14 protein-coding genes and 1 riboswitch are annotated in these 17,646 nt (G+C 70.7%); of the genes, 6 read left to right on the top strand and 8 right to left on the bottom strand.

Features of this window, described 5'->3' with window-relative positions:
* Window positions 1–9: 9 nt before the first annotated feature.
* Entirely contained in the window at window positions 10–2,616 is a 2,607-nt protein-coding gene (locus AIF0345_RS15715) for a hypothetical protein (protein ID WP_285296662.1), read from the bottom strand.
* A gap of 860 nt (window positions 2,617–3,476) precedes the next feature.
* Window positions 3,477–3,568: riboswitch (SAM riboswitch) on the top strand.
* A gap of 125 nt (window positions 3,569–3,693) precedes the next feature.
* Here AIF0345_RS15715 and AIF0345_RS15710 point away from each other — a divergent pair.
* The 3 genes from AIF0345_RS15710 to AIF0345_RS15700 all read left to right on the top strand — a co-directional run bounded on the left by AIF0345_RS15710 (window position 3,694) and on the right by AIF0345_RS15700 (window position 6,466).
* Complete coding sequence (locus AIF0345_RS15710) at window positions 3,694–4,707, top strand: methionine ABC transporter ATP-binding protein (protein WP_404976017.1); 1,014 nt, start codon at window positions 3,694–3,696, stop codon at window positions 4,705–4,707.
* Window positions 4,704–5,465 (top strand): methionine ABC transporter permease, encoded by a 762-nt coding sequence (locus AIF0345_RS15705; protein WP_043563184.1) that lies wholly within the window; start codon window positions 4,704–4,706, stop codon window positions 5,463–5,465. The genes AIF0345_RS15710 and AIF0345_RS15705 overlap by 4 nt, the downstream gene beginning before the upstream one ends.
* Before the next feature lie 158 nt (window positions 5,466–5,623).
* Window positions 5,624–6,466, top strand: a complete 843-nt coding sequence (locus AIF0345_RS15700) for a MetQ/NlpA family ABC transporter substrate-binding protein (protein WP_268916860.1) — start codon at window positions 5,624–5,626, stop codon at window positions 6,464–6,466.
* A 172-nt stretch (window positions 6,467–6,638) separates the two neighbouring features.
* Here the strand turns inward: AIF0345_RS15700 and AIF0345_RS15695 are convergent, their stop codons facing one another.
* From AIF0345_RS15695 to AIF0345_RS15685, 3 genes are all read right to left on the bottom strand, one after another.
* Complete coding sequence (locus AIF0345_RS15695) at window positions 6,639–7,571, bottom strand: sugar ABC transporter substrate-binding protein (RefSeq protein WP_285296661.1); 933 nt, start codon at window positions 7,569–7,571, stop codon at window positions 6,639–6,641.
* Between the two features lie 160 nt (window positions 7,572–7,731).
* Window positions 7,732–8,691, bottom strand: a complete 960-nt coding sequence (locus AIF0345_RS15690; protein ID WP_285296660.1) for an ABC transporter permease — start codon at window positions 8,689–8,691, stop codon at window positions 7,732–7,734.
* 2 nt (window positions 8,692–8,693) lie between these two features.
* A complete protein-coding gene (locus AIF0345_RS15685; protein ID WP_285296659.1) occupies window positions 8,694–10,184 on the bottom strand; it encodes a sugar ABC transporter ATP-binding protein in 1,491 nt (496 codons plus the stop codon).
* A 342-nt stretch (window positions 10,185–10,526) separates the two neighbouring features.
* Here AIF0345_RS15685 and AIF0345_RS15680 point away from each other — a divergent pair, with 342 nt between their 5' ends.
* Window positions 10,527–11,393 (top strand): SMP-30/gluconolactonase/LRE family protein, encoded by an 867-nt coding sequence (locus AIF0345_RS15680; RefSeq protein WP_285296658.1) that lies wholly within the window; start codon window positions 10,527–10,529, stop codon window positions 11,391–11,393.
* A gap of 320 nt (window positions 11,394–11,713) precedes the next feature.
* Here the strand turns inward: AIF0345_RS15680 and AIF0345_RS15675 are convergent, their stop codons facing one another.
* A complete protein-coding gene (locus AIF0345_RS15675; protein WP_285296657.1) occupies window positions 11,714–11,962 on the bottom strand; it encodes a hypothetical protein in 249 nt (82 codons plus the stop codon).
* Window positions 11,963–13,228: 1,266 nt separating this feature from the next.
* Between AIF0345_RS15675 and AIF0345_RS16555 the strand changes: the two genes are divergently transcribed.
* Both AIF0345_RS16555 and AIF0345_RS16550 read left to right on the top strand, forming a co-directional pair.
* On the top strand, window positions 13,229–13,495 hold the full coding sequence (locus AIF0345_RS16555) for a hypothetical protein (RefSeq protein WP_311136094.1): 267 nt from the start codon (window positions 13,229–13,231) through the stop codon (window positions 13,493–13,495).
* 5 nt (window positions 13,496–13,500) lie between these two features.
* Window positions 13,501–13,710: a hypothetical protein gene (locus AIF0345_RS16550; RefSeq protein WP_311136093.1), complete on the top strand. Its 210-nt coding sequence runs from the start codon at window positions 13,501–13,503 to the stop codon at window positions 13,708–13,710.
* A gap of 367 nt (window positions 13,711–14,077) precedes the next feature.
* Here AIF0345_RS16550 and AIF0345_RS15665 read toward each other — a convergent pair whose 3' ends face one another.
* From AIF0345_RS15665 to AIF0345_RS15655, 3 genes are read right to left on the bottom strand one after another with little or no spacing between them, the layout of a single operon-like run.
* A complete protein-coding gene (locus AIF0345_RS15665) occupies window positions 14,078–14,548 on the bottom strand; it encodes a very short patch repair endonuclease (RefSeq protein WP_285296656.1) in 471 nt (156 codons plus the stop codon).
* A gap of 18 nt (window positions 14,549–14,566) precedes the next feature.
* On the bottom strand, window positions 14,567–15,910 hold the full coding sequence (gene dcm / locus AIF0345_RS15660; RefSeq protein WP_285296655.1) for a DNA (cytosine-5-)-methyltransferase: 1,344 nt from the start codon (window positions 15,908–15,910) through the stop codon (window positions 14,567–14,569).
* Window positions 15,911–15,967: 57 nt separating this feature from the next.
* Window positions 15,968–17,311 carry a hypothetical protein gene (locus AIF0345_RS15655; RefSeq protein WP_285296654.1) on the bottom strand — a complete coding sequence of 448 codons (1,344 nt, stop codon included), beginning with the start codon at window positions 17,309–17,311 and terminating at the stop codon, window positions 15,968–15,970.
* Window positions 17,312–17,646: the final 335 nt, after the last annotated feature.

Genomic DNA, 17,646 nt, shown 5'->3' with positions numbered 1-17,646 from the left:
GATTTGCGGTCATTCAGCGATCCGCTCGACGTATACCTCGGTGATTTTGATGGTTCGTCCGTCGCCAAGAGTGGCGATGGCGGGGTTGTCGGGTGATACGAGGTCGTCGAAGGCCTTCTGCTCCCCGCGGTAAGGCGAGGTTCTGTACTTGGCTTCGATTCCGACCCAGGTGCCGTCCTGTTTTTGGGCGAATCCGTCGTAGAAGCGCCCATGACTAGTTCCCTCCACTCGCGCTAGTCGTTTCTCGGCAAGCACCTCCCGCAACGGAGTGCCTGCTTCATCCATCGCCTCACGGTAGTTTTCTCGCACTTGCCACTCGGCGAAGTCATAGGCGTGAGCTCCTTTGTTGCCATCGGTGAACTGGCCTTTGTAGTCCCGGTTGTCGCCTCGGTCGACGCCGGCGCGCGGGTCGGCCTCGGGCCTCGGCTCGGGCTGTGCGCGGCGGCGCGGTCCGCTGCCTCCCTGGGAGGAGCGTCGCATGACGCCGTCGTCGGGTGCGCCCCAGTGGGGGTGCGGGGTCCTGCGGGGATCAGCATAGGCGTAGGCGGGCCGCCGCCCGACCGGGCGCTGGGCCGCCTCCTCGGCCGCCTCCTCGGCCGCCTCTTCGAAGGCCTCCTTCGCCCGGCGCCACCGGCGGGACTCCCGGGCGGCCTCGACGCCGTAGCGCAGGGTGCCGCCGGCTGCGCCCACCCCGCCTCCCGCGACCATGGTGGCGATCCACGTCGCGACGTCCAGGGCGATCTCCCCGGGGGTGTGCGAGGACAGGTAGCGGGCGACCGTCCCCTGGGGATCGCGCGCGAACCGGGCCGCATCGTGCGCCGAGCCGAGCATCGCCAGTCCCAGGCCCACATCGAAGGCCAGCCCCAGGCCCCCGCCGGAGAGCACCACCAAAGCCCCGGCCGCCACCATGAGCAGCCCCTGCTCCATGGGCGACAGCGAGTCCCAGAGGTCCCCCAGCATGTCCAGGACCCCGGCCAGCCAGCCCTCTCCCAGGTGAGGAGCCAGCTGCCTGTTGAGATCATGGGTGATGGTCGGGACCTGCATCAGCACCAGAACACCGGCCAGCACCGCCAGCGCGGCCAGGACCCGCACGACCCACCGGTACTGGCGCCCCGGATCCAGCACGGCCCGGGCGGCCGCGTCCCGCTCCCGACGCAGACCCACCACCGTGCAGATCGGGAGCCGGAACCGATTCAGCACCTTGCCCTCCCCGGCCGCCCGGACCACCAGGCGCCACTCCAGCCAGGGGAGGACGAGGGCATCGACGACGTCGGCGGTCCACCGACCCACCCCCGACCGGGGCAGGCGGGCCAGTACCCTCCACCGCCAGGCGCCGATCGCGCCACCGCCGACGCGCCCCTCGCACACGCCCAGGTCGTCGAGCAGCCCGTCGTCGTACCCGCCATAGCACAGCACCCGGGCGTCCAGCGCCGCCCCCACCACCAGCAGGAGCAGCACCAGCCAGCCCCGGCCCTGCCCGCCGCCGGTCAGCGTGCTGGTGATGTCCACCAGCGGCCAGGGCGCCTTGCCGCCGGTCTCGCCCCACGCCTGCGTACGGGGCGACGCGTTGCACGCGAGATGGTCCACGATCGCCACCCACAGGGCCAGCAGCGGCACCAGCGGAGAGAGGACCCGGCCGACGACGGCGCCCGCGCCGCCGCCGCGGTGCCCGCCCCGGCTGCCGCAGCGCCACCACAGGTGCCGCCCCAGGCCGATGCACGCGGCCACCATCCCCGTCACCATCGCGTGGCCGCTGTAGGACAGCGCGGTCGGGAAGGAGCCGGAGAACGGCGAGAGGCCGAACGTGGGCAGCCCCAGGCACTTCAGCATCTGGCTCGCCCCGGGCGGGCACAGCGCCGTGGCCAGCATCAGGCCGGGGGTGCTCGGCGCGGACAGGTACGCGATCCTCCGCAGTATCTCCTCCACCGCCGCGAAACCCGCGCCGGCGGCCACGCCCAGTATCAGCCAGTCGCACACCAGCAGACGGCGCATCCTCCCCGGCGCCGCCAGCGCCAGGACCGCCAGGGGGGCCAGCTTGCACAGCTCCTCCGCGACCCCCGCCACCACGATGGTCGCTGCAGGCGTCTTCGCGCTGACGCCGGCGGCGGCCACCAGTCGCAGGGACAGCAGGCCGACGGCGCCCGCCCACGGCATTGAGGCGGCGAAGACTCCCGAGATCAGCCGCCACGAGACCGACTTGGTACGCGCCATCCAGAACCAGACGAACACCACCCACATGGTCCCCAGCCACGCCCCGAGACTGATGCGCAGCGTCTCGTTGACCATCAGGGCGACCAGGATCACTGGCAAGGACGCCCACACGACGACCGCCTGGATCCGGCGCAGCACCACCAGGGCGCGCCAGGACCGCAGGCGCACCCCCAGACGCTCCCACCACTCCAGGTCGGCCTTTCGAGGCGAGCCGGCCGGATCGCCCGCGCCGGCACGATCGGCGGGTCCCGGGCCGCCGGCACCCGGGCCGCCGGCACCCGGGCCGCCGTATCCGCCCGCGCCCGGGTACCCGCTCGCATCCGGGACGGGGACGACGCCGTATCCGCCGGGCGCGCTGACCAGGGGCGGCGCTCCCGCGGGCCGGGCCGCGCCGGGAAGCGGCACGACGCGAGGTGCGCCAGCAGGACCCGCAGAGTCCGGAGCGCCGGGCGGGGGCGCGACGCGGGACGCGCCGGGCTGAGACGCGAGAGCCGGCGCACGCGGCCCGGACCCAACGGGCGGAGCCGGCCCCGCTGCGGCTCGCGGAGCGCTCGGCTCAGGCGCGGCGCGAGACGCTCCGGGCTGAGGCATCGGCCCCGCTGCAACATGCGGAGCGTTCGGCCCGGGCGCGAGGGGCGGGGCGGGAGCGCGCGGCGCATCCGGCGGGGGTATTGAACCCGGCAGGCTCAGCGGGGGCACGGGCTCCGAAGCAGCCGGCCCGGACGAAAGCCCTTGCGACGCCGCACCGTGAGACGAGGAAGTCTGCGGCGCTACGCCGTAGGACTGACCTCCCGGCGTCCAGTCCCCACGACCTGCTCGATGCCGGCCCCTCACCCGGCTGCGCCTGCCCTCATGGCCCGACGCAGCGTCTTGTGAGGACACCGGTGCCGCACCCGGCTCCGGGCCCACCTCCTCAGGGGGCCGCGGTCCGGGTCGAGAATCCGGAACCCGTCTGTTGTAATCGTAGGGGACATGACCGTAGGAGCTCATCGCACCCACCTGCGCAGTAGTTCAGGGCGACCATGGCCGCCTGCACGTGCAGGGATAACGACACGGTAACGACCCCCGTGCGCCTCGCGTCAAGGCCTCTGCGCCGAGGAATCGGCCGAGTACGGCGGCTCGAAGAGTCCCGGCGGCGGCGCGCCCTCCCCGCGCACCGTCCGCGAGCCCCGCAAGACCGCGCGAAACCCCGCTGTCGGGAGTGAGATGCGTCCCTTCACGGACTGGGACTTGCGTCCCGCGGCCGCCGACGCCTACTGTGTCACCGACCATCTAGAGCAGCCGAGAGACCTGGCTCATCGACGTTGCAGCAACCCCCGCGAAGCGGTGCAGGTGCTTCCGCCAGGACCGATGGAGGAACCAGTGAGCGCAGACCCCACAGCCGCCGACCCGGTCGAGGCGGCCGGACCGGTGGACGCCCCGAACCCGGTCGGCGCCGACGCCGAGCCGGGCTCCCCCGACGTGCCCGGCACGACCGAGCCCATGATCTGCCTGCGCGACGTCCACAAGGTCTACCGCCTGCGCGACGGCTCGCAGGTGCACGCCCTGGACGGGCTCACCCTCGACATCCCCGCCGGCTCCATCCACGGCGTCGTCGGCACCTCCGGCGCGGGCAAGTCCACCCTCGTGCGCTGCCTGACCGCCCTCGAGCGGCCCACCGGCGGCGAGGTGCGCGTCGCCGGCCAGGACCTGACCACTCTCGGCGCCCACGAGCTGCGCGCGGCCCGGCGCGCCATCGGCATGGTCTTCCAGCACGCCAACCTCCTGGAGCAGCGCACCGCCGCCCAGAACATCGCCTACCCCCTCGCCCTTGCCGGGGTGCGCAAGGGGCAGCGGCACGACCGCGTCGCCCGCATGCTCACGCTCGTGGGCCTGGACGGCCGCGGCTCGTCCTACCCCGCCCAGCTCTCCGGCGGCCAGCAGCAGCGCGTCGGCATCGCCCGGGCCCTGGCCGACGAGCCCGCCGTCCTCCTGTGCGACGAACCCACCAGCGCCCTCGACCCCGAGACGACCCGCTCCATCCTCGACCTCATCCGCGACGTCCGCGACCGCCTCGGCGTCACCGTCGTCATCATCACCCACGAGATGAGTGTGGTGCGCCGCATCTGCGACTCCGTCAGCCTCCTGGAGGCCGGGAGGATCATCCAGTCCGGGCCCATCGAGGACGTCGTCTCCGACGTCGACTCCCGCCTGTCCCGCGAGCTCGTCCCGCCCCCGGACGTGCCCGGGGCCCTGCGCGCCGGCGGTGCTGATGGCGCCGGCAGCGCCGATAACGCCGTCGTCGACGTCGCCCTGACCGCGCACCCGGGCGAGCCCGCCGCCGCCCAGGTGCTCGCCCTGGTGGCCGCGCAGGGCGCCGACGTCGCCGGGGGCGTCTTCGAGACCCTCGGCACCGCCCAGGTCGGGCGGCTCGCCCTCACCATCCCCGCCGATCGCGCCGAGGCCGCCGTCGAGGCCCTGCACGACGCCGGTATCACCGCGGAGGTGCGCGCATGACCCCGACCGCCCTCACCGCCGCGGCCGCATCCGCCCTCGCCGTCGGGGCGCCGCGCCTGACCGGCGCCCTGGCGAGCGGCGCGAGCTCGGACGGCACCTGGCTCAACAACTCGATCATCCAGCGCAGGCTGTGGCCCGCCACTCTCGAGACCCTGGAGATGACCGGCGTGTCCGGGGCGCTGACGGTCGTCTTCGGGCTCCTGCTCGGCCTGGCGCTCATCTCCACCGGCAGGCGCGGCCAGCACCCCAACCGCGTCGTCTACGAGATCCTCTCCCAGATCGTCAATATGGGGCGCTCCATGCCCTTCATCATCCTCATGGTCGCGATCATCCCGCTGACCCGCCTGATCGTCGGGACCTCCCTGGGCTGGCAGGCCGCCTGCGTCCCGCTCACGGTCGGGGCGATCCCCTTCTACGCGCGCCTGGTCGAGACCGCCATTAACGACGTCGACCACGGAAAGGTCGAGGCCGCCCTCATGATGGGGGCCTCCAGCAATCAGATCACCTGGGGCGTGCTCGTGCGCGAGGCGCTGCCGACTCTCGTCAGCTCGGCCACCGTCACCATTATTACGCTGCTCGGCTACTCCGCCATGGCGGGGACCGTCGGCGGAGGCGGCCTGGGCGACCTCGCCATCCAGTACGGCTACAACGGTTTCGCCGTTGACATCATGGTCATCGTCGTCGTCCTCATTGTGGCCATTGTCGGCGTGATCCAGGTCTGCGGCGACATGCTCAGCCGGCTGGTCGATCACCGCTGAGCCTCGACCAGCCGGAGTAAGAGCTCGCAGGCGCGGCATGCGGCGGCCCCGGGCCGCCCGCCGCCGCACGCCCGCTCGGGACTCAGCATCACGACGTATTGCGACATATTACGACGCCGGTGCTCCCGGCCCGCAGACTCTCAAGAACAGGAACCACCATGACCACCAGCATCTCCCGCCGCACCGCCCTCGCCGGGGGCCTTGTCACCGCCGTCGCCCTCTCCCTGGCCGCCTGCGGCTCCGGCTCCGGCGGCATCAGGGTCAGCGGCGGGACCGCCACCATTACCATTGGCGCCACGCCCAAGCCCCACGTCACCATTCTGCAGTGGGTGCAGGACAATCTCGCCGCCGACGCCGGCCTGAGCCTGGACATCAAGGAGATCAACGACTACCAGACGCCGAACTCCTCGCTGAACGACGGCTCCCTGGCGGCGAACTTCTACCAGACGCCCAATTTCCTGGCGCAGCAGATCCAGGAGAAGGGATACGACTTCGTCTCGCTGGCCGACGTGCACATCGAGCCCATGGGCATCTACACCGCCAAGGGATACACCTCGGTCGATCAGGCGAAGAACAGCGGAAAGGTCGTTCTCAACTCCGACCCCGCCAACCTTGCGCGCGGCCTGAAGCTCCTCGAGACCGCGGGCCTGATCACCCTCGACCCCTCCGTCGAGCTGCCCAAGGACGTCGATATCACCGACAACCCGAAGAGCCTCCAGATCGTTCCGGTCGACGGCGCCCAGGTGGCCAGGTCCATGGAGGACGCGGAGCTCGCCGTCATCAACGGCAACTACGCGCTCGACGCCGGCCTCAAGCCGAGCGAGGACGCGCTGGTGCTCGAGGAGGCCAAGAACAGCCCCTACGCCAACGAGCTCGTCGTGCGCACCAAGGACAAGGACAACGAGCACCTCAAGAAGCTCGCCGCGCTTATGAACTCCGAGGAGCTGCGGACCTACATCGAGCAGACCTGGACCGACGGGTCCGTGCTGCCGGCCTTCTGATTGGCGGTTCGGGCGTGGGCCGGGCCCCGGGCGGGCCGGGCGCCGGGCCCCGGGCGTCGAGATAGACATTTTCGTACGAGGTAGACGGTGTCACCGCCGATCTCGTACGAAAATGTCTATCTCGGCAGGGTGGGAGGGCGGGGCGGGGTGGGACGCGGTGAGTGGCGCCGGCCTACTCGTTCGCGAAGGTGTCGACGTTGTCCCTGGTGACCCAGGTGGCCTCGGTGTAGTTGATGGCCTCGACGCTCCCGCCGTCCAGAAGGGTCCTCATGGTGTCCACAGCCATTGCACCCATGCCGGCGGTGTCCTGGGAGACCGTGCCGTCCATGGCGCCGGTGCGGATCGAGTTCAGGCCGTCGTCGGTGGCGTCGACGCCGTAGACGGCGACCGTGCCGTTCATGCCGGCGTTGTCGATCGCCTTCTGGGCGCCGATGCCCATGGAGTCGTTCTGGGAGACGACCGCGTTGATCCGCTGCCCGGTGGACAGCCAGTTCTCGGTGACGGTGAGCGCCTCGGCGGTGTCCCAGTTCGCCGTCTGCTCGAAGACGACGCTGACGCCGGGGTGGTCGGCCAGGGCCTGGTCGTAGCCGTCCTTGCGGAGCAGCTGGCCGTCCGAGCCCATCGGCCCGTACAGGATCGCGACCGTGCCCGCACCGCCCATCGCCTCAATGGCCTTCTCCATCTCGAGGCGGCCCGCCGCCGTGTCGTTGCCGCCGACGAAGGCGCTGGCCCGCTCCTGCTGGCTGGCCTGCTGGGCGAGGGTGATGGTGGGGATGTCGGCCTCATTGGCCGCCTTGAGCCCGGCGGTGACGCCCTCCTTGGAGACGGGCTCGACCAGGATGCCGTCATAGCCCTGGCTCACCACCGACTCGACCTGACTGATCTGGTTGGAGACGTCCTGCTTGGCGTCGAACACGGTGACCGACAGCCCCAGCTCCTCGCCCCGCGCCCGGGCGGCACCGGCCAGGGTGGTGGTGAAGGAGTTGGTCATGTGGCTCATCATGAGCGCAATGCGAGGCCTGCCGTCGGAGCCGCCCACCGTGCACGCGGTGAGCAGGGCGGAGGCGAGGGCGAGGCTGCACAGCGCGGCGATGATCTTCTTCATGTGGCGTTCCTTTCGTGCCGGTGCGGGCGGGCCGGGTGCCGGTGCGGGCTGCGCGCGAGGCGGGCGGAGGGCCGGACGGGCTCCCGCGGGGCCCAGCTCGACCCGCGGGGCTCGGACGACCCGGAGGGCCGGCTCGACCCGCGGGGCCCGGCGCCGGCCGCTACTTGCGACGGCGGGCCTTGACGTCGAGCAGGACGGCCAGCACGATGATCGCGCCCTTGACGACCTTCTGGAAGTTCGCGTCAATGCCCAGAATGTCCAGGCCGTTACCGATGACGGCGATCATGAGCGCGCCGATAATGACCCCGAGCGCCCGGCCGCGGCCGCCGGTCATGGAGACCCCGCCGATGACGACGGCGGCGATCGCGTCGAGCTCGTAGGACTCGCCGGCCGTGGGCGCGCCGGTAATGGTGCGCGAGGCCAGGAGCACGCCGCAGAACCCGGCGAGCAGGCCGGCGATGACGAAGACGGAGACCCTGTACCGCTTGACGTCGATGCCGGAGATCTCCGCGGCCACGGGGTTGCCGCCCACCGCGTAGACGCGCCGTCCGTAGACGGTCTTGTGGATAATGAATCCGAAGGCCGCGGCGATCACGATGAAGTACAGCGCCATAATGGGGAACCCGGCGAGCCTGATGGAGGCGACCGCCTCGAAGGCGCCCGAGACGTTGAAGACGGGCGCGCCGCCGGAGGCCATGAGGGCGATGCCGCGCACGGCGGTCATGGTCCCCAGGGTGACGATGAAGGAGGGGATTGCGCCGTAGGCGACGCCGATCCCGTTGATGAGCCCGACGACGGCGCCCACGAGGATGCCGGCGAGGACCGGCACGATCAGCATGTGCTCCCCGGGATGGGCCAGCATGGCCGCGGTCACGCCCGCCAGGCCGATCGTCGAGCCGACCGACAGGTCGATCTCCCCGGAGACGATGACGTACATCATCCCCATGGCCAGAATGCCGTTGATGGCGGTCTGGATGAGAATGAGCAGGACGTTGTTCACGCTCAGGAAGTGGTGCCCCGGCGAGACCGCCCACAGGGCGACGACAAGCGCCGCGAACACGAGAAGGATGCCGGCGTCCTTCACGGAGGGGACGAGCTTGCGGTTCAGTGCGGTGGCCATTGTCAGCTTCCGAATCGTGAGGCGAGTTCCATGATTGCTTCTTGCGAGAACTCCTCGCGCGTGAGGATCCCCATGGTGCGGCCCTCGGTGAGAACCATGATCCGGTCGCTGAGCCCCATGAGCTCGCCCATCTCCGAGGAGATGAGAATGACCGACTTGCCGCGCTCGACCAGGGTCCCGATGAGCTCGTAGATGTCCCGCTTGGCGCCGACGTCAATGCCGCGGGTCGGGTCGTCGAGGATAATGAGGTCGGGATCGGTCTCCAGCCACTTGGCCAGGACGACCTTCTGCTGGTTGCCGCCGGACAGGGCCGAGACGATCTGCCCCGACGACGGCGTCTTGATGCGCAGGGAGTCGATGTACTTCTGGGCGATGCGCGACTCGCCGCCGGTGAGAAGGCCCCCGCGGAAGATCCGCCCCAGCGAGGGCAGCGTGATGTTGGCGGCCACCGAGCCCTCCAGGTTGAGGCCGGTGCGCTTGCGGTCCTCGGTGATGAGGGCGGCGCCCAGGGCGATGGCGTCGGCCGGCCGGCGGATCGCGACCTCCCTGCCGTCCTTGAGCAGGCGGCCGCCGTCGTGCGGCGCGGCCCCGAACAGCGACTCGACGAGCTCGGAGCGGCCCGCCCCGACCAGCCCGCCGATGCCCAGGATCTCGCCGCGCCGGACGGTGAAGCTGACGTCCTTGACCTTGGGCGGCGCGCTCCAGGAGTCGACCTCCAGGACTGTCTCGCCGAGGGGGACCTCCCGCTTGGGGAAGACGTCGTCGAGCTCGCGGCCCACCATCATGGCGATGAGCCTCTTCTCGCTCAGGGCGGCCGCGTCGTCGGTGCCGATGAGCTTCCCGTCGCGCAGGACGGTGATGCGGTCGGCGATCTCGAAGATCTCGTTCATCTTGTGCGAGATGTAGATAATGCCGACGCCCGCGGCGGTGAGCCGGCGTATCTGGTCGAAGAGGCTGCCGACGTCGTCCTCGGTAATGGCGGAGGTGGGCTCGTCCATCACGATGATGCGGGCGTCCTGTGAGATCGCCTTGGCGATCTCGATCTGCTGCTGCTGGGCCACCGACAGGTCCCGCATGAGCGCGTCAGCGGGCTGGCTCAGGTGCAGGGAGGCCAGCAGCTCCTCGGTCCGACGGCGCATGGCGCGGCTGTCGGCGAGGACGGCGCGGGTGCGCAGCTCGCGGCCCAGGAAGATGTTCTCGTAGACGGGGGTGTCCAGGACGGGGTTGAGTTCCTGGTGGATCATGGCGATGCCGTGGTCGATCGCCTGGCGGGGCGAGGCGATGGCAACCGGCTCGCCGTCGATCCTGATGGTGCCGGCGTCGGCGGCGTGGATGCCCATGAGGATCTTCATGAGGGTGGACTTGCCGGCGCCGTTCTCCCCCATGAGGGCGTGGACCTCGCCGGGGCGCAGGTCGAATGAGACGGTGCTCAGGACGCGGACGCCGGGGAACGACTTGTCGATGTCGAGCATCTCGAGGACGGGGGAGGTCATGGGAGGCCTTCTGCGACGGCGTCGTCGCGAGACGGGCCCTCCGGCGGGGAGGGCGGTAGTTCGGGATGGGCACCGGCAAGGTAGCAGCGCGGGCGGACGCCGGGGAAGGGAAGAAGGTCCTTTCAAATGGGGCGCCGGCGAGGTTGGGTGCGGTGTTTGCGCTGTGGCGGTGAGTTCGGGCGCCCCTTGCGCTGCGCCGGCCGGCCCGTGCGTCGAGATAGACATTTTCGGATGAGGTCGACGGTGTCGCCGTCTATCTCGTACGAAAATGTCTATCTCGACGCAGGAGAGGGCGCGCGGTGAGGCGCAGCGCTGCCTGCCGCCTGCGCGTACCGTGGCCCCATGAGGGCTCAGCGCGTCACGGACTCCATCACCTACCACGGGGAGGGGCCCTGCTGGTGGCCCGCCACGGGGCGGCTGCGGCTGGTCGACATGCTCGCCGGCGCCGTCGTCGAGCTGGACGAGGAGGCCGAGGGCGGCCACCGCCGTCTGCCCGTGCCCTCGCCGGTCGCCTCGGTGATCCGGCCGCGCGCGGGCGGAGGGGCGGTGGTCGCCACCGAGCGGGGCATTGCGCTGGGGCGGGCGGAGGACCTGAGCGACCTGGCGGAGGCCGTCGCCCTGTGGGACGACCCGACGATCCGCACGAACGAGGGCGGCTGCGACCCCGACGGCCGGTTCTGGATCGGGTCGATGTCCTACGGCAAGGTGCCGGGCGCCGCTGCCGTCTACCGCTGGGACGGGCCGGGCGCCGAGCCGCGGCGGGCCTGGGGCGGGGCGACGATCTGCAACGGCCTGGGCTTCAGCCCGGACGGGACGCGCGCCTACTGGATCGACACCCCCACGCTGACCGTGACGGTCATGGACTACGACGCCGGTGCCGGGCTGGTGGACCCGCGGCCGTTCGTCCGGGTCGAGGAGGGGGCCGGCCACCCGGACGGGCTCGCCGTGGACGCCGACGGCGGGGTGTGGGTCGCCCTCAACGGCGGCGGGGCCGTGCGGGGCTACGACGCTCGGGGGCGGCTGGTCGAGACCGTCGAGGTGCCGGTGCGGCAGGTGACCGCGTGCGCCTTCGGCGGGAGCGGCCTGGACCGGCTGTTCATCACGACCTCGCGCGAGAACCTGCCCGACGACGTCGAGCCGGCCGCCGGGTCCGTGTACGTCGCCGAGGTCGGTGCGCGCGGCATGGAGCCGCTGCCGTTCCGGGGGTAGTTGATTGATTCCAGGTGGGGCGGGGCCGTCGGCCTCTACTGCCTCTGCAGTCCCACAGCTCCCCTTCGTCGAGATCGGTCGTATTCCGCGTCGAGATCGGTTCACTTCCGGCTCGAGATCGGTCCGGGGCGCCGGCCTGACGCCACCGGGGCGGCAGGGGCGGGCGGCGGGCGTTCGCAAGGCTCAGCGGACCGATCTTGGTGCGGAAGTACCGATCTTGACGGAGGGGCGGCGGGTTGGCCGGGTGTGCGGGCGCACGGTAGGCCCGACCCACAGCCTGTCGGAATCTAGCCGTACTGCGCATGTCCGCGGCGGGGCTGTCAGATTGTGCAGAACCACAGGTCCGCGGCGCTGAAGGCCTCCGGATCGAGGGACTTGGCGCTGATCGCGCGGTCGAAGCAGTCCTCCAGGACTGCCGGCTCGCACCGCATGACGGGCCGATTGAGATCCGGGAGCCCTATGACAACGAGCGGGAACGGCCAGTTCTCCCGCGCCAGGGTCCGCGTGCACATGAGCAGGGGCAGGTCGGCGCCGAGGTGGCCTAGGGGCGTGCGGTCGCGCAGCAGCATGATCCAGAACTCGCCGGCATCGTGGTCCCGGTCGATGGTGAGGTCCCGGTAGGCAGACCGTCCCGGCGACCACGGAGGCCAGCGAGGCGGAGCAGGCCGGCCTGAGCTGTCGAGCGCGCTAGATCTGGTGGATCACATTGATCGTCGGTCCGTTGTCGCTGGGCTCCGGGGCGTCCGGGCGATCGCCGGGTGAGGCGAGTCCGGCCAGGTGCCCGGGCGGGGCGGTTCCGGGCCGAGGCTGATGCCCACTGAGATGTCCGCGGGGAGGGGCGGCTCCAGACGGGGTGCGGGCTGTCAGCGACAGTAGGAGTGACACCCGCACTGTCAATGACAGTGTCAGTAACAGTGTCAATGACAGTGAGTGACAGCGCCGGAGCGTCAGTGACGCTGTTAGTCTGACAGTGTGAACGAGCCTCATGAGGGCCGAGTGGCGGTGTTGCCCGTGATCTGCGCCTCCGGGCAGGTTGTGCCCGGCGTCGTGTGACGGCGCCGGGAAGACGCGGACCCAGGGGTGGTTCAGGGACTGCCCTTGGTGCACGATGCGTAGCGATGTCTACCGAGGTATAGCGTTTCGCTACATGGCCGCATACGGGGGTTATACGGCGCTATATCTTCATAGATTTTGCTGTGCATCGGTTGGCTGGACGCGCGGGCTGACTCTGCCCCGCGCATTCTCGACGGCGGAGTGCACGGGGGCGGCCCGAAGGATCCGGGCGGCGAGGAGATCAGGCCGAGCCGACGGCTGTGGTGCAGGCGCGCGGGTTGCCTCGGATGCTGCCGAAGGCTCGGCATGGTGCAGTCGCCCCTGCAAGGCTGGGGGCGGCCGTGCCGCTGAGGTCACATCGCGTCCGTGTGCCGGCCCGCACGTCTCGCGGCGCTGCTGGTCGGCCTCTACCTCCCGGGCTGGATCGGGCTCCAGCTGCTCATTTTCTCGCGACGGCTCCGAGTCGCCGCCCCTGGCTTCGGCAGGATCGAAGCGCCACGACGATGGCTGGGCTGGTTCCGGCGAGCGAGGCAGGCGGCGTTGACGAATGCGGAACCAGGGCGTGGCGGGACGCGGCTGCGAGATGCGTTGGTCCTGCGGCGTCGGCGGTGCGCGCCAAGGACGCCGCTCGTCGCCGGTCTGCTGCCGTGCCAGACCGGACCGGCAGTGCAGCACCTGTGAAGGAGGGGAGCAGCGTCTATGCTCAACTCGACCAGAACGATCATAACGCGCGGAACGTTCGCGTGATCACATATGGCCGGTGAGGGGAGAGACCGATGACTATGGCAGTCGAGAGCAGGACCTACCTGCCCGAGGAGGAGGTTGCCGGGAGGTTCGAGGAGATCGTGGCTGCGCTGTCCGCCCGGGAGGCGGCTCCGCGTCTGGTGGTCGGTGGCGAGACGGTCGACCTGAGCCCGGCGATGGCGGATGTTCTGGCCCGTGTCGCGCGGGCGATGCAGCAGGGGCTCGCGGTGACGGTTACGCCGCAAGGCACTCGGCTGACCACTCAGGAGGCGGCCGACATGCTCGGATCTCGCGGTCGACGCTGATAAGGATGCTGGAGGTCGGGGAGATCCCCTTCGAGAAGATCCGGCGGCACCGGCGTCTCTACCTCGCCGACGTTCTTGAGTTTCAGCGGCGCCAGCGGCGCGCTGCGAACGAGGCGCTGTCGGACATGGTGGCCGACGCCCAGGCGACGGGCGTCTACGACGACGATCCCGCCCAGGTGCGCCAGGCCCTCGTCGCCGTGCGCACAGAAGACTGATGCGCAGTGTTCGCTGTGAATCAGATTCCTGAGGGGGTCATTGAGACAGCGCGGCAGAAGTGCCTGTCCTAGGCGACTGATTCCAACAGGGCGCGGTGCGGCTCCGACCGCCGCTGCAGCTTCCTTCCTCTCCTCGAGATCGGTTCAGGACGCTTGGCCGGTGCCCGCCGTGCGTCGCCCTTTTCGAGCGCGCAGCGTCGCTCAGACCTGGATAAACCGTCTGGGACGTGGCGAGTCGGACGGGGGCGGTGGTGCGTACCGTTCGCGGGGCCGGCAATAGGTCTGGCGAGAGCGTCCCGGTGTCCGGTGTGCGAGGGACTGCCTGAGAACGGGCCGCACTGCCCATCCCGTTGGCTCATTCCCCTGCTCATGGGCGTCCCAGGGCGCGGGCGATGGCGGCTGCGGCGTCGTCGGGGGCCTCGTGCTCCCAGATGTGGATGACGGTCCAGCCGAGCGCCTCGAGCTTCTCGTCGGTGTCGCGGTCGCGGGCCCGATTCCTCGCGATCTTCCACCGCCACCACTCGGAGTTGCGGCCCGGCATCGTGCCGTGCTCGGGGCAGCCGTGCCAGAAGCAGCCGTCGACCTGGACGGCGACCTTCCGGCGGGTGAAGGCGATGTCGACCTTCCGGCGGGGCAGGCCGGGCACCTTGTACTGCACGCGGTACCGCAGGCCCATGCGCCACAGCAGCCGGCGGAGCTCGACCTCCGGCGACGTGTCGCGCCGCGCCAGCGTCGAGTAGCGCCTGCTCACCCTGGCGTCGGCCGGCTTGGCCCGCTCGGGCTCGGGCGCGTGAAGCGCGTCGGCACTCTCATCTCTTTTAGCGCTCTCGCTGCTCATGGGCCTGGACATGCCTCCTCACCTCGTGAACAGGTCCTGGACGGGACCGTCGGGGCTCTCGGGCGCGCCGTCCACGGCCGCGAGAATCCTCCGCCCCGAGGCGGTCGACTCAAGAACGCTCCGGTCGCGCTCGCAGTGCATCTTGAGGATGTTCCAGACCGCGCCGACGTTGACGCCGTTGCCCAGCTGCTTGTACGTCGTGGCGTCGGACTGCCCGGAGAAGGAGAAGCTGTCTGGAAACCCCTGGAGCCTGGCGGCCTCCCGCGGCGTGATCCGGCGCCTCCTCGGGCCGACGATGCTCGTCTGGGTGATGGCCACGAGCGCCGGCACGTAGGTCGGGGCCTTCGCGCGCAGGCCCGACGGCCGGAAGTGCATGAGGCAGTCCCACAGCGACCCGAGCTCCTGCGCCTGCCACTCCAGCTTGCGGCGGGACGGGGGGAAGTCCTTCACCCCGGATCTCTTCACCCAGGCCCGGCACCAGGACTGGTTCGCCGTGAACAGCTCGGCGTTCTTGCGCAGGAAGCCCATCTTCCAGCGGGGGGTGCCGTCGAGCTCGCCGGAGTCGATCTGGATCTCGAGCTCCTCCACGGTCTGCCAGGCGTCCACCCAGATCGGGAAACCGGGCAGCCTCGCCCCGGGGTTGTACTTCCGGAACCTCTGGACCCAGTCGTCCCAGGCCTCGATCCACCGGGTCTCGTCCGGGGTCAGGCCGTACCCCTCGACGTCGTCGGAGAGAACGCTCCCGATGCTCCAGCTGGCGGCGCCCTCGCCGTAGAGCTCCCTGGACCTGGCGACGGGCGCCGGGGCGGGCCCGCCGAGCCCCTCGGGGTCGTGGGTCGCCGTGACGAAGACGCGCTCGCGCACCTGCGGGCGCCCGCCCCGCTCGGGCCCGAGCTGGTGGGGGGAGAGGATCGCCGGCGTGTCCGCCACCCGGTACCCCTCCTCCCGGAGCGTGCGGACGATGACCTCCCACTCGTGCCTGTGGCGCGGGCCGGCGAGGTTCCGGACGTTCTCGAGCAGCAGCACGGTGGGGTGGTGCCTGTGGACGACCTGAAGGATGTTGAAGTACAGGGTGCCGCGGACCTCGTCCATGCCCTTCTGCGCGCCCGACTTCGAGAACGGCTGGCAGGGGAACCCGGCCGTGAGGACGTCGTGGGGCCGCACCGTCGGGGCCACGCCGTCCTCCCCGGCGTCGGCCGTGATGTCGCCGAGCGGGTTGATGCCCCAGTTCTGCTCGTAGACGCGGGCGGCGGCCCTGTCGATCTCGACGGCGTACACGCACTCCCCGCCCATCGCGGACAGGGCGGCGTGGAAGCCGCCGATCCCGGCGAAGAGGTCGGAGTAGGTGAACGCTGCGGGCACGGACCAAGCTAAACACATGTTCGAGCCGAGGGGAAGCTCCGCGTGCTGAGCTCTGGGTCACGCCGCGCCGACGGCCCGGGAGGCCATGACGTAGCCGTTCTCGCGGCCGCGCCGCAGGTCGAGCTTGAGCTTGGGCCTCCGCGCGGCCCCGCTGGGCTGGCGCCCCTGCCGGAAGCTGATGAGGACCCTCTGCTCGAGCGCGTCCTCCACGCCCGTCTCCCCCTGGAAGACGTAGGCGTCCACCGTCACCGGGCGGAAGGCCGCCTTGAGCGCCCGGGACCCGGGGCCGCGCTGCCTGGTCGAGCTGCGCACCCTCCTGTGCCACGCGTCGAAGGCGCCGTCGGCGTCTGGCACAAAGGCGCCCGAGAGCACGAGGAAGCCGATCGAGTGCGACTCCCGGGCGCACCGGAGGATCGCATCGCGGTCGTTGAGCGGGGCCTGCCCGACGACGTCGTGGGGCGCGGCCAGTCCTTCCTGTGCGTGGGTCTTGAGGTCCCAGACGAAGGAGCGCACGTAGTCGAACTCGGTCGCGCCGATCCGGCGGGGGCCACCCCCGTAGGCGTTGACGAGCGCCGGCAGCCCGACGAACTCGAAGTACCAGCCGACCCACTCGGTCTGCCGGGCCCTGCTGTACTCGGCCGTCAGCATCTCCTCGACGCACGGGCGGCCCTCCCAGCGGCGCGGGCACGACTGGGCGAGGGCCGTGACCAGCAGCTCGGCCTCCTGTCGCAGCCGGTCGCCGACGGCGGCGTGCCCGCGGAGCGCGCGCTGCTCGGCGCCCGCGAGGACCGCGTTGAGGCCGTCGAGCGTCACGGTCTGGCCGGAGGACCGGCACGTCGTCGTCCAGGGCATCCCCAGGTGCCTCGCGATCCGCCCGGCGAGCTCGTCCTTCCTCAGGGCCGGGTCGATCGGCAGGCAGAGGTTCTGGACGAGGTCGGTCAGGACCGACTTGCGCTCCTTGCTGCCCGGGCCGAGGTCCTGCGGGCGCCCGCCTGTGATGGAGGAGATGCGGCGGACCGCTTCTAGCTTGTCGCGCGCGGGGGCGAACCAGTCCGGCAGCGCCGGGCCGCTCCGATGCGGCTCGCGGGCCGCCCGGCGTCCGAGTTCGGCCTGTACGGCGGACAGGATGGCGTTCAGGCCGGTCAGGGTGATGGTCTGACCGGTGGAGGCGTAGGCGGGGTCCCACGGCTCGTGGAGGGTCTGGAGGATCTGCCGGGCGAGGACGTCCTTGGGGGCGGTCGTGTCGACTGGGAGCGAGAGCCGGTCCGCCGTCCTGATCAGGACGGACTTCTTCTCCTTGCTGCCGGGGCCGAGGGGCTCGGCGGGCGCCTGCGCCGCGGCGTAGAGCCGGGCCACGGCCTCGAGCTTGGACCTGGCGGGGACGAACGGCGTCGGCGTCATGATCGGATGGTACGCGGGGGCCGGGGCGTAGGCTCGGTGCGGCACCAACCTGAGGGGATCCGCGATGGCACGGTTGAGAAGTCTTGAGAAGGGCACGCAGAACGTGCGCGTTCATACTAGCGAGGTTGACTGTGCCTACCAGGTCGTTACAGGAAAAAACGGGCGGACCTATCTTCACCTCGCTACCTTTGGCTCTGATCAGCGTCAGAGTGCACCAAAGACAAGTCAGACCATTCAGCTTGATCGAGATATCGCCGCCAAACTTGTCGCGGTGATGCGGGAAACTTTTCCCGGTATCGGTGGCTGACTGCTGTGGTGGATGAACTGATGGTGCG

This window comes from Actinomyces israelii (genome assembly GCF_030253495.1).
GTDB classification, from domain to species: domain Bacteria; phylum Actinomycetota; class Actinomycetes; order Actinomycetales; family Actinomycetaceae; genus Actinomyces; species Actinomyces israelii.
The sequence above is the reverse complement of the archived record's forward strand: the minus strand, read 5'-3'. Positions and strand labels throughout refer to the sequence as shown.

Coding starts and splice junctions, on each gene's coding strand:
- AIF0345_RS15710 (WP_404976017.1), top strand. CDS start 3,694: ATGATCTGCCTGCGCGACGTCCACAAGGTCTACCGCCTGCGCGACGGC.
- AIF0345_RS15705 (WP_043563184.1), top strand. CDS start 4,704: ATGACCCCGACCGCCCTCACCGCCGCGGCCGCATCCGCCCTCGCCGTC.
- AIF0345_RS15700 (WP_268916860.1), top strand. CDS start 5,624: ATGACCACCAGCATCTCCCGCCGCACCGCCCTCGCCGGGGGCCTTGTC.
- AIF0345_RS15695 (WP_285296661.1), bottom strand. CDS start 7,571: ATGAAGAAGATCATCGCCGCGCTGTGCAGCCTCGCCCTCGCCTCCGCC.
- AIF0345_RS15690 (WP_285296660.1), bottom strand. CDS start 8,691: ATGGCCACCGCACTGAACCGCAAGCTCGTCCCCTCCGTGAAGGACGCC.
- AIF0345_RS15685 (WP_285296659.1), bottom strand. CDS start 10,184: ATGACCTCCCCCGTCCTCGAGATGCTCGACATCGACAAGTCGTTCCCC.
- AIF0345_RS15680 (WP_285296658.1), top strand. CDS start 10,527: ATGAGGGCTCAGCGCGTCACGGACTCCATCACCTACCACGGGGAGGGG.
- AIF0345_RS15675 (WP_285296657.1), bottom strand. CDS start 11,962: ATGCTGCTGCGCGACCGCACGCCCCTAGGCCACCTCGGCGCCGACCTG.
- AIF0345_RS16555 (WP_311136094.1), top strand. CDS start 13,229: ATGGCAGTCGAGAGCAGGACCTACCTGCCCGAGGAGGAGGTTGCCGGG.
- AIF0345_RS16550 (WP_311136093.1), top strand. CDS start 13,501: ATGCTGGAGGTCGGGGAGATCCCCTTCGAGAAGATCCGGCGGCACCGG.
- AIF0345_RS15665 (WP_285296656.1), bottom strand. CDS start 14,548: ATGAGCAGCGAGAGCGCTAAAAGAGATGAGAGTGCCGACGCGCTTCAC.
- AIF0345_RS15655 (WP_285296654.1), bottom strand. CDS start 17,311: ATGACGCCGACGCCGTTCGTCCCCGCCAGGTCCAAGCTCGAGGCCGTG.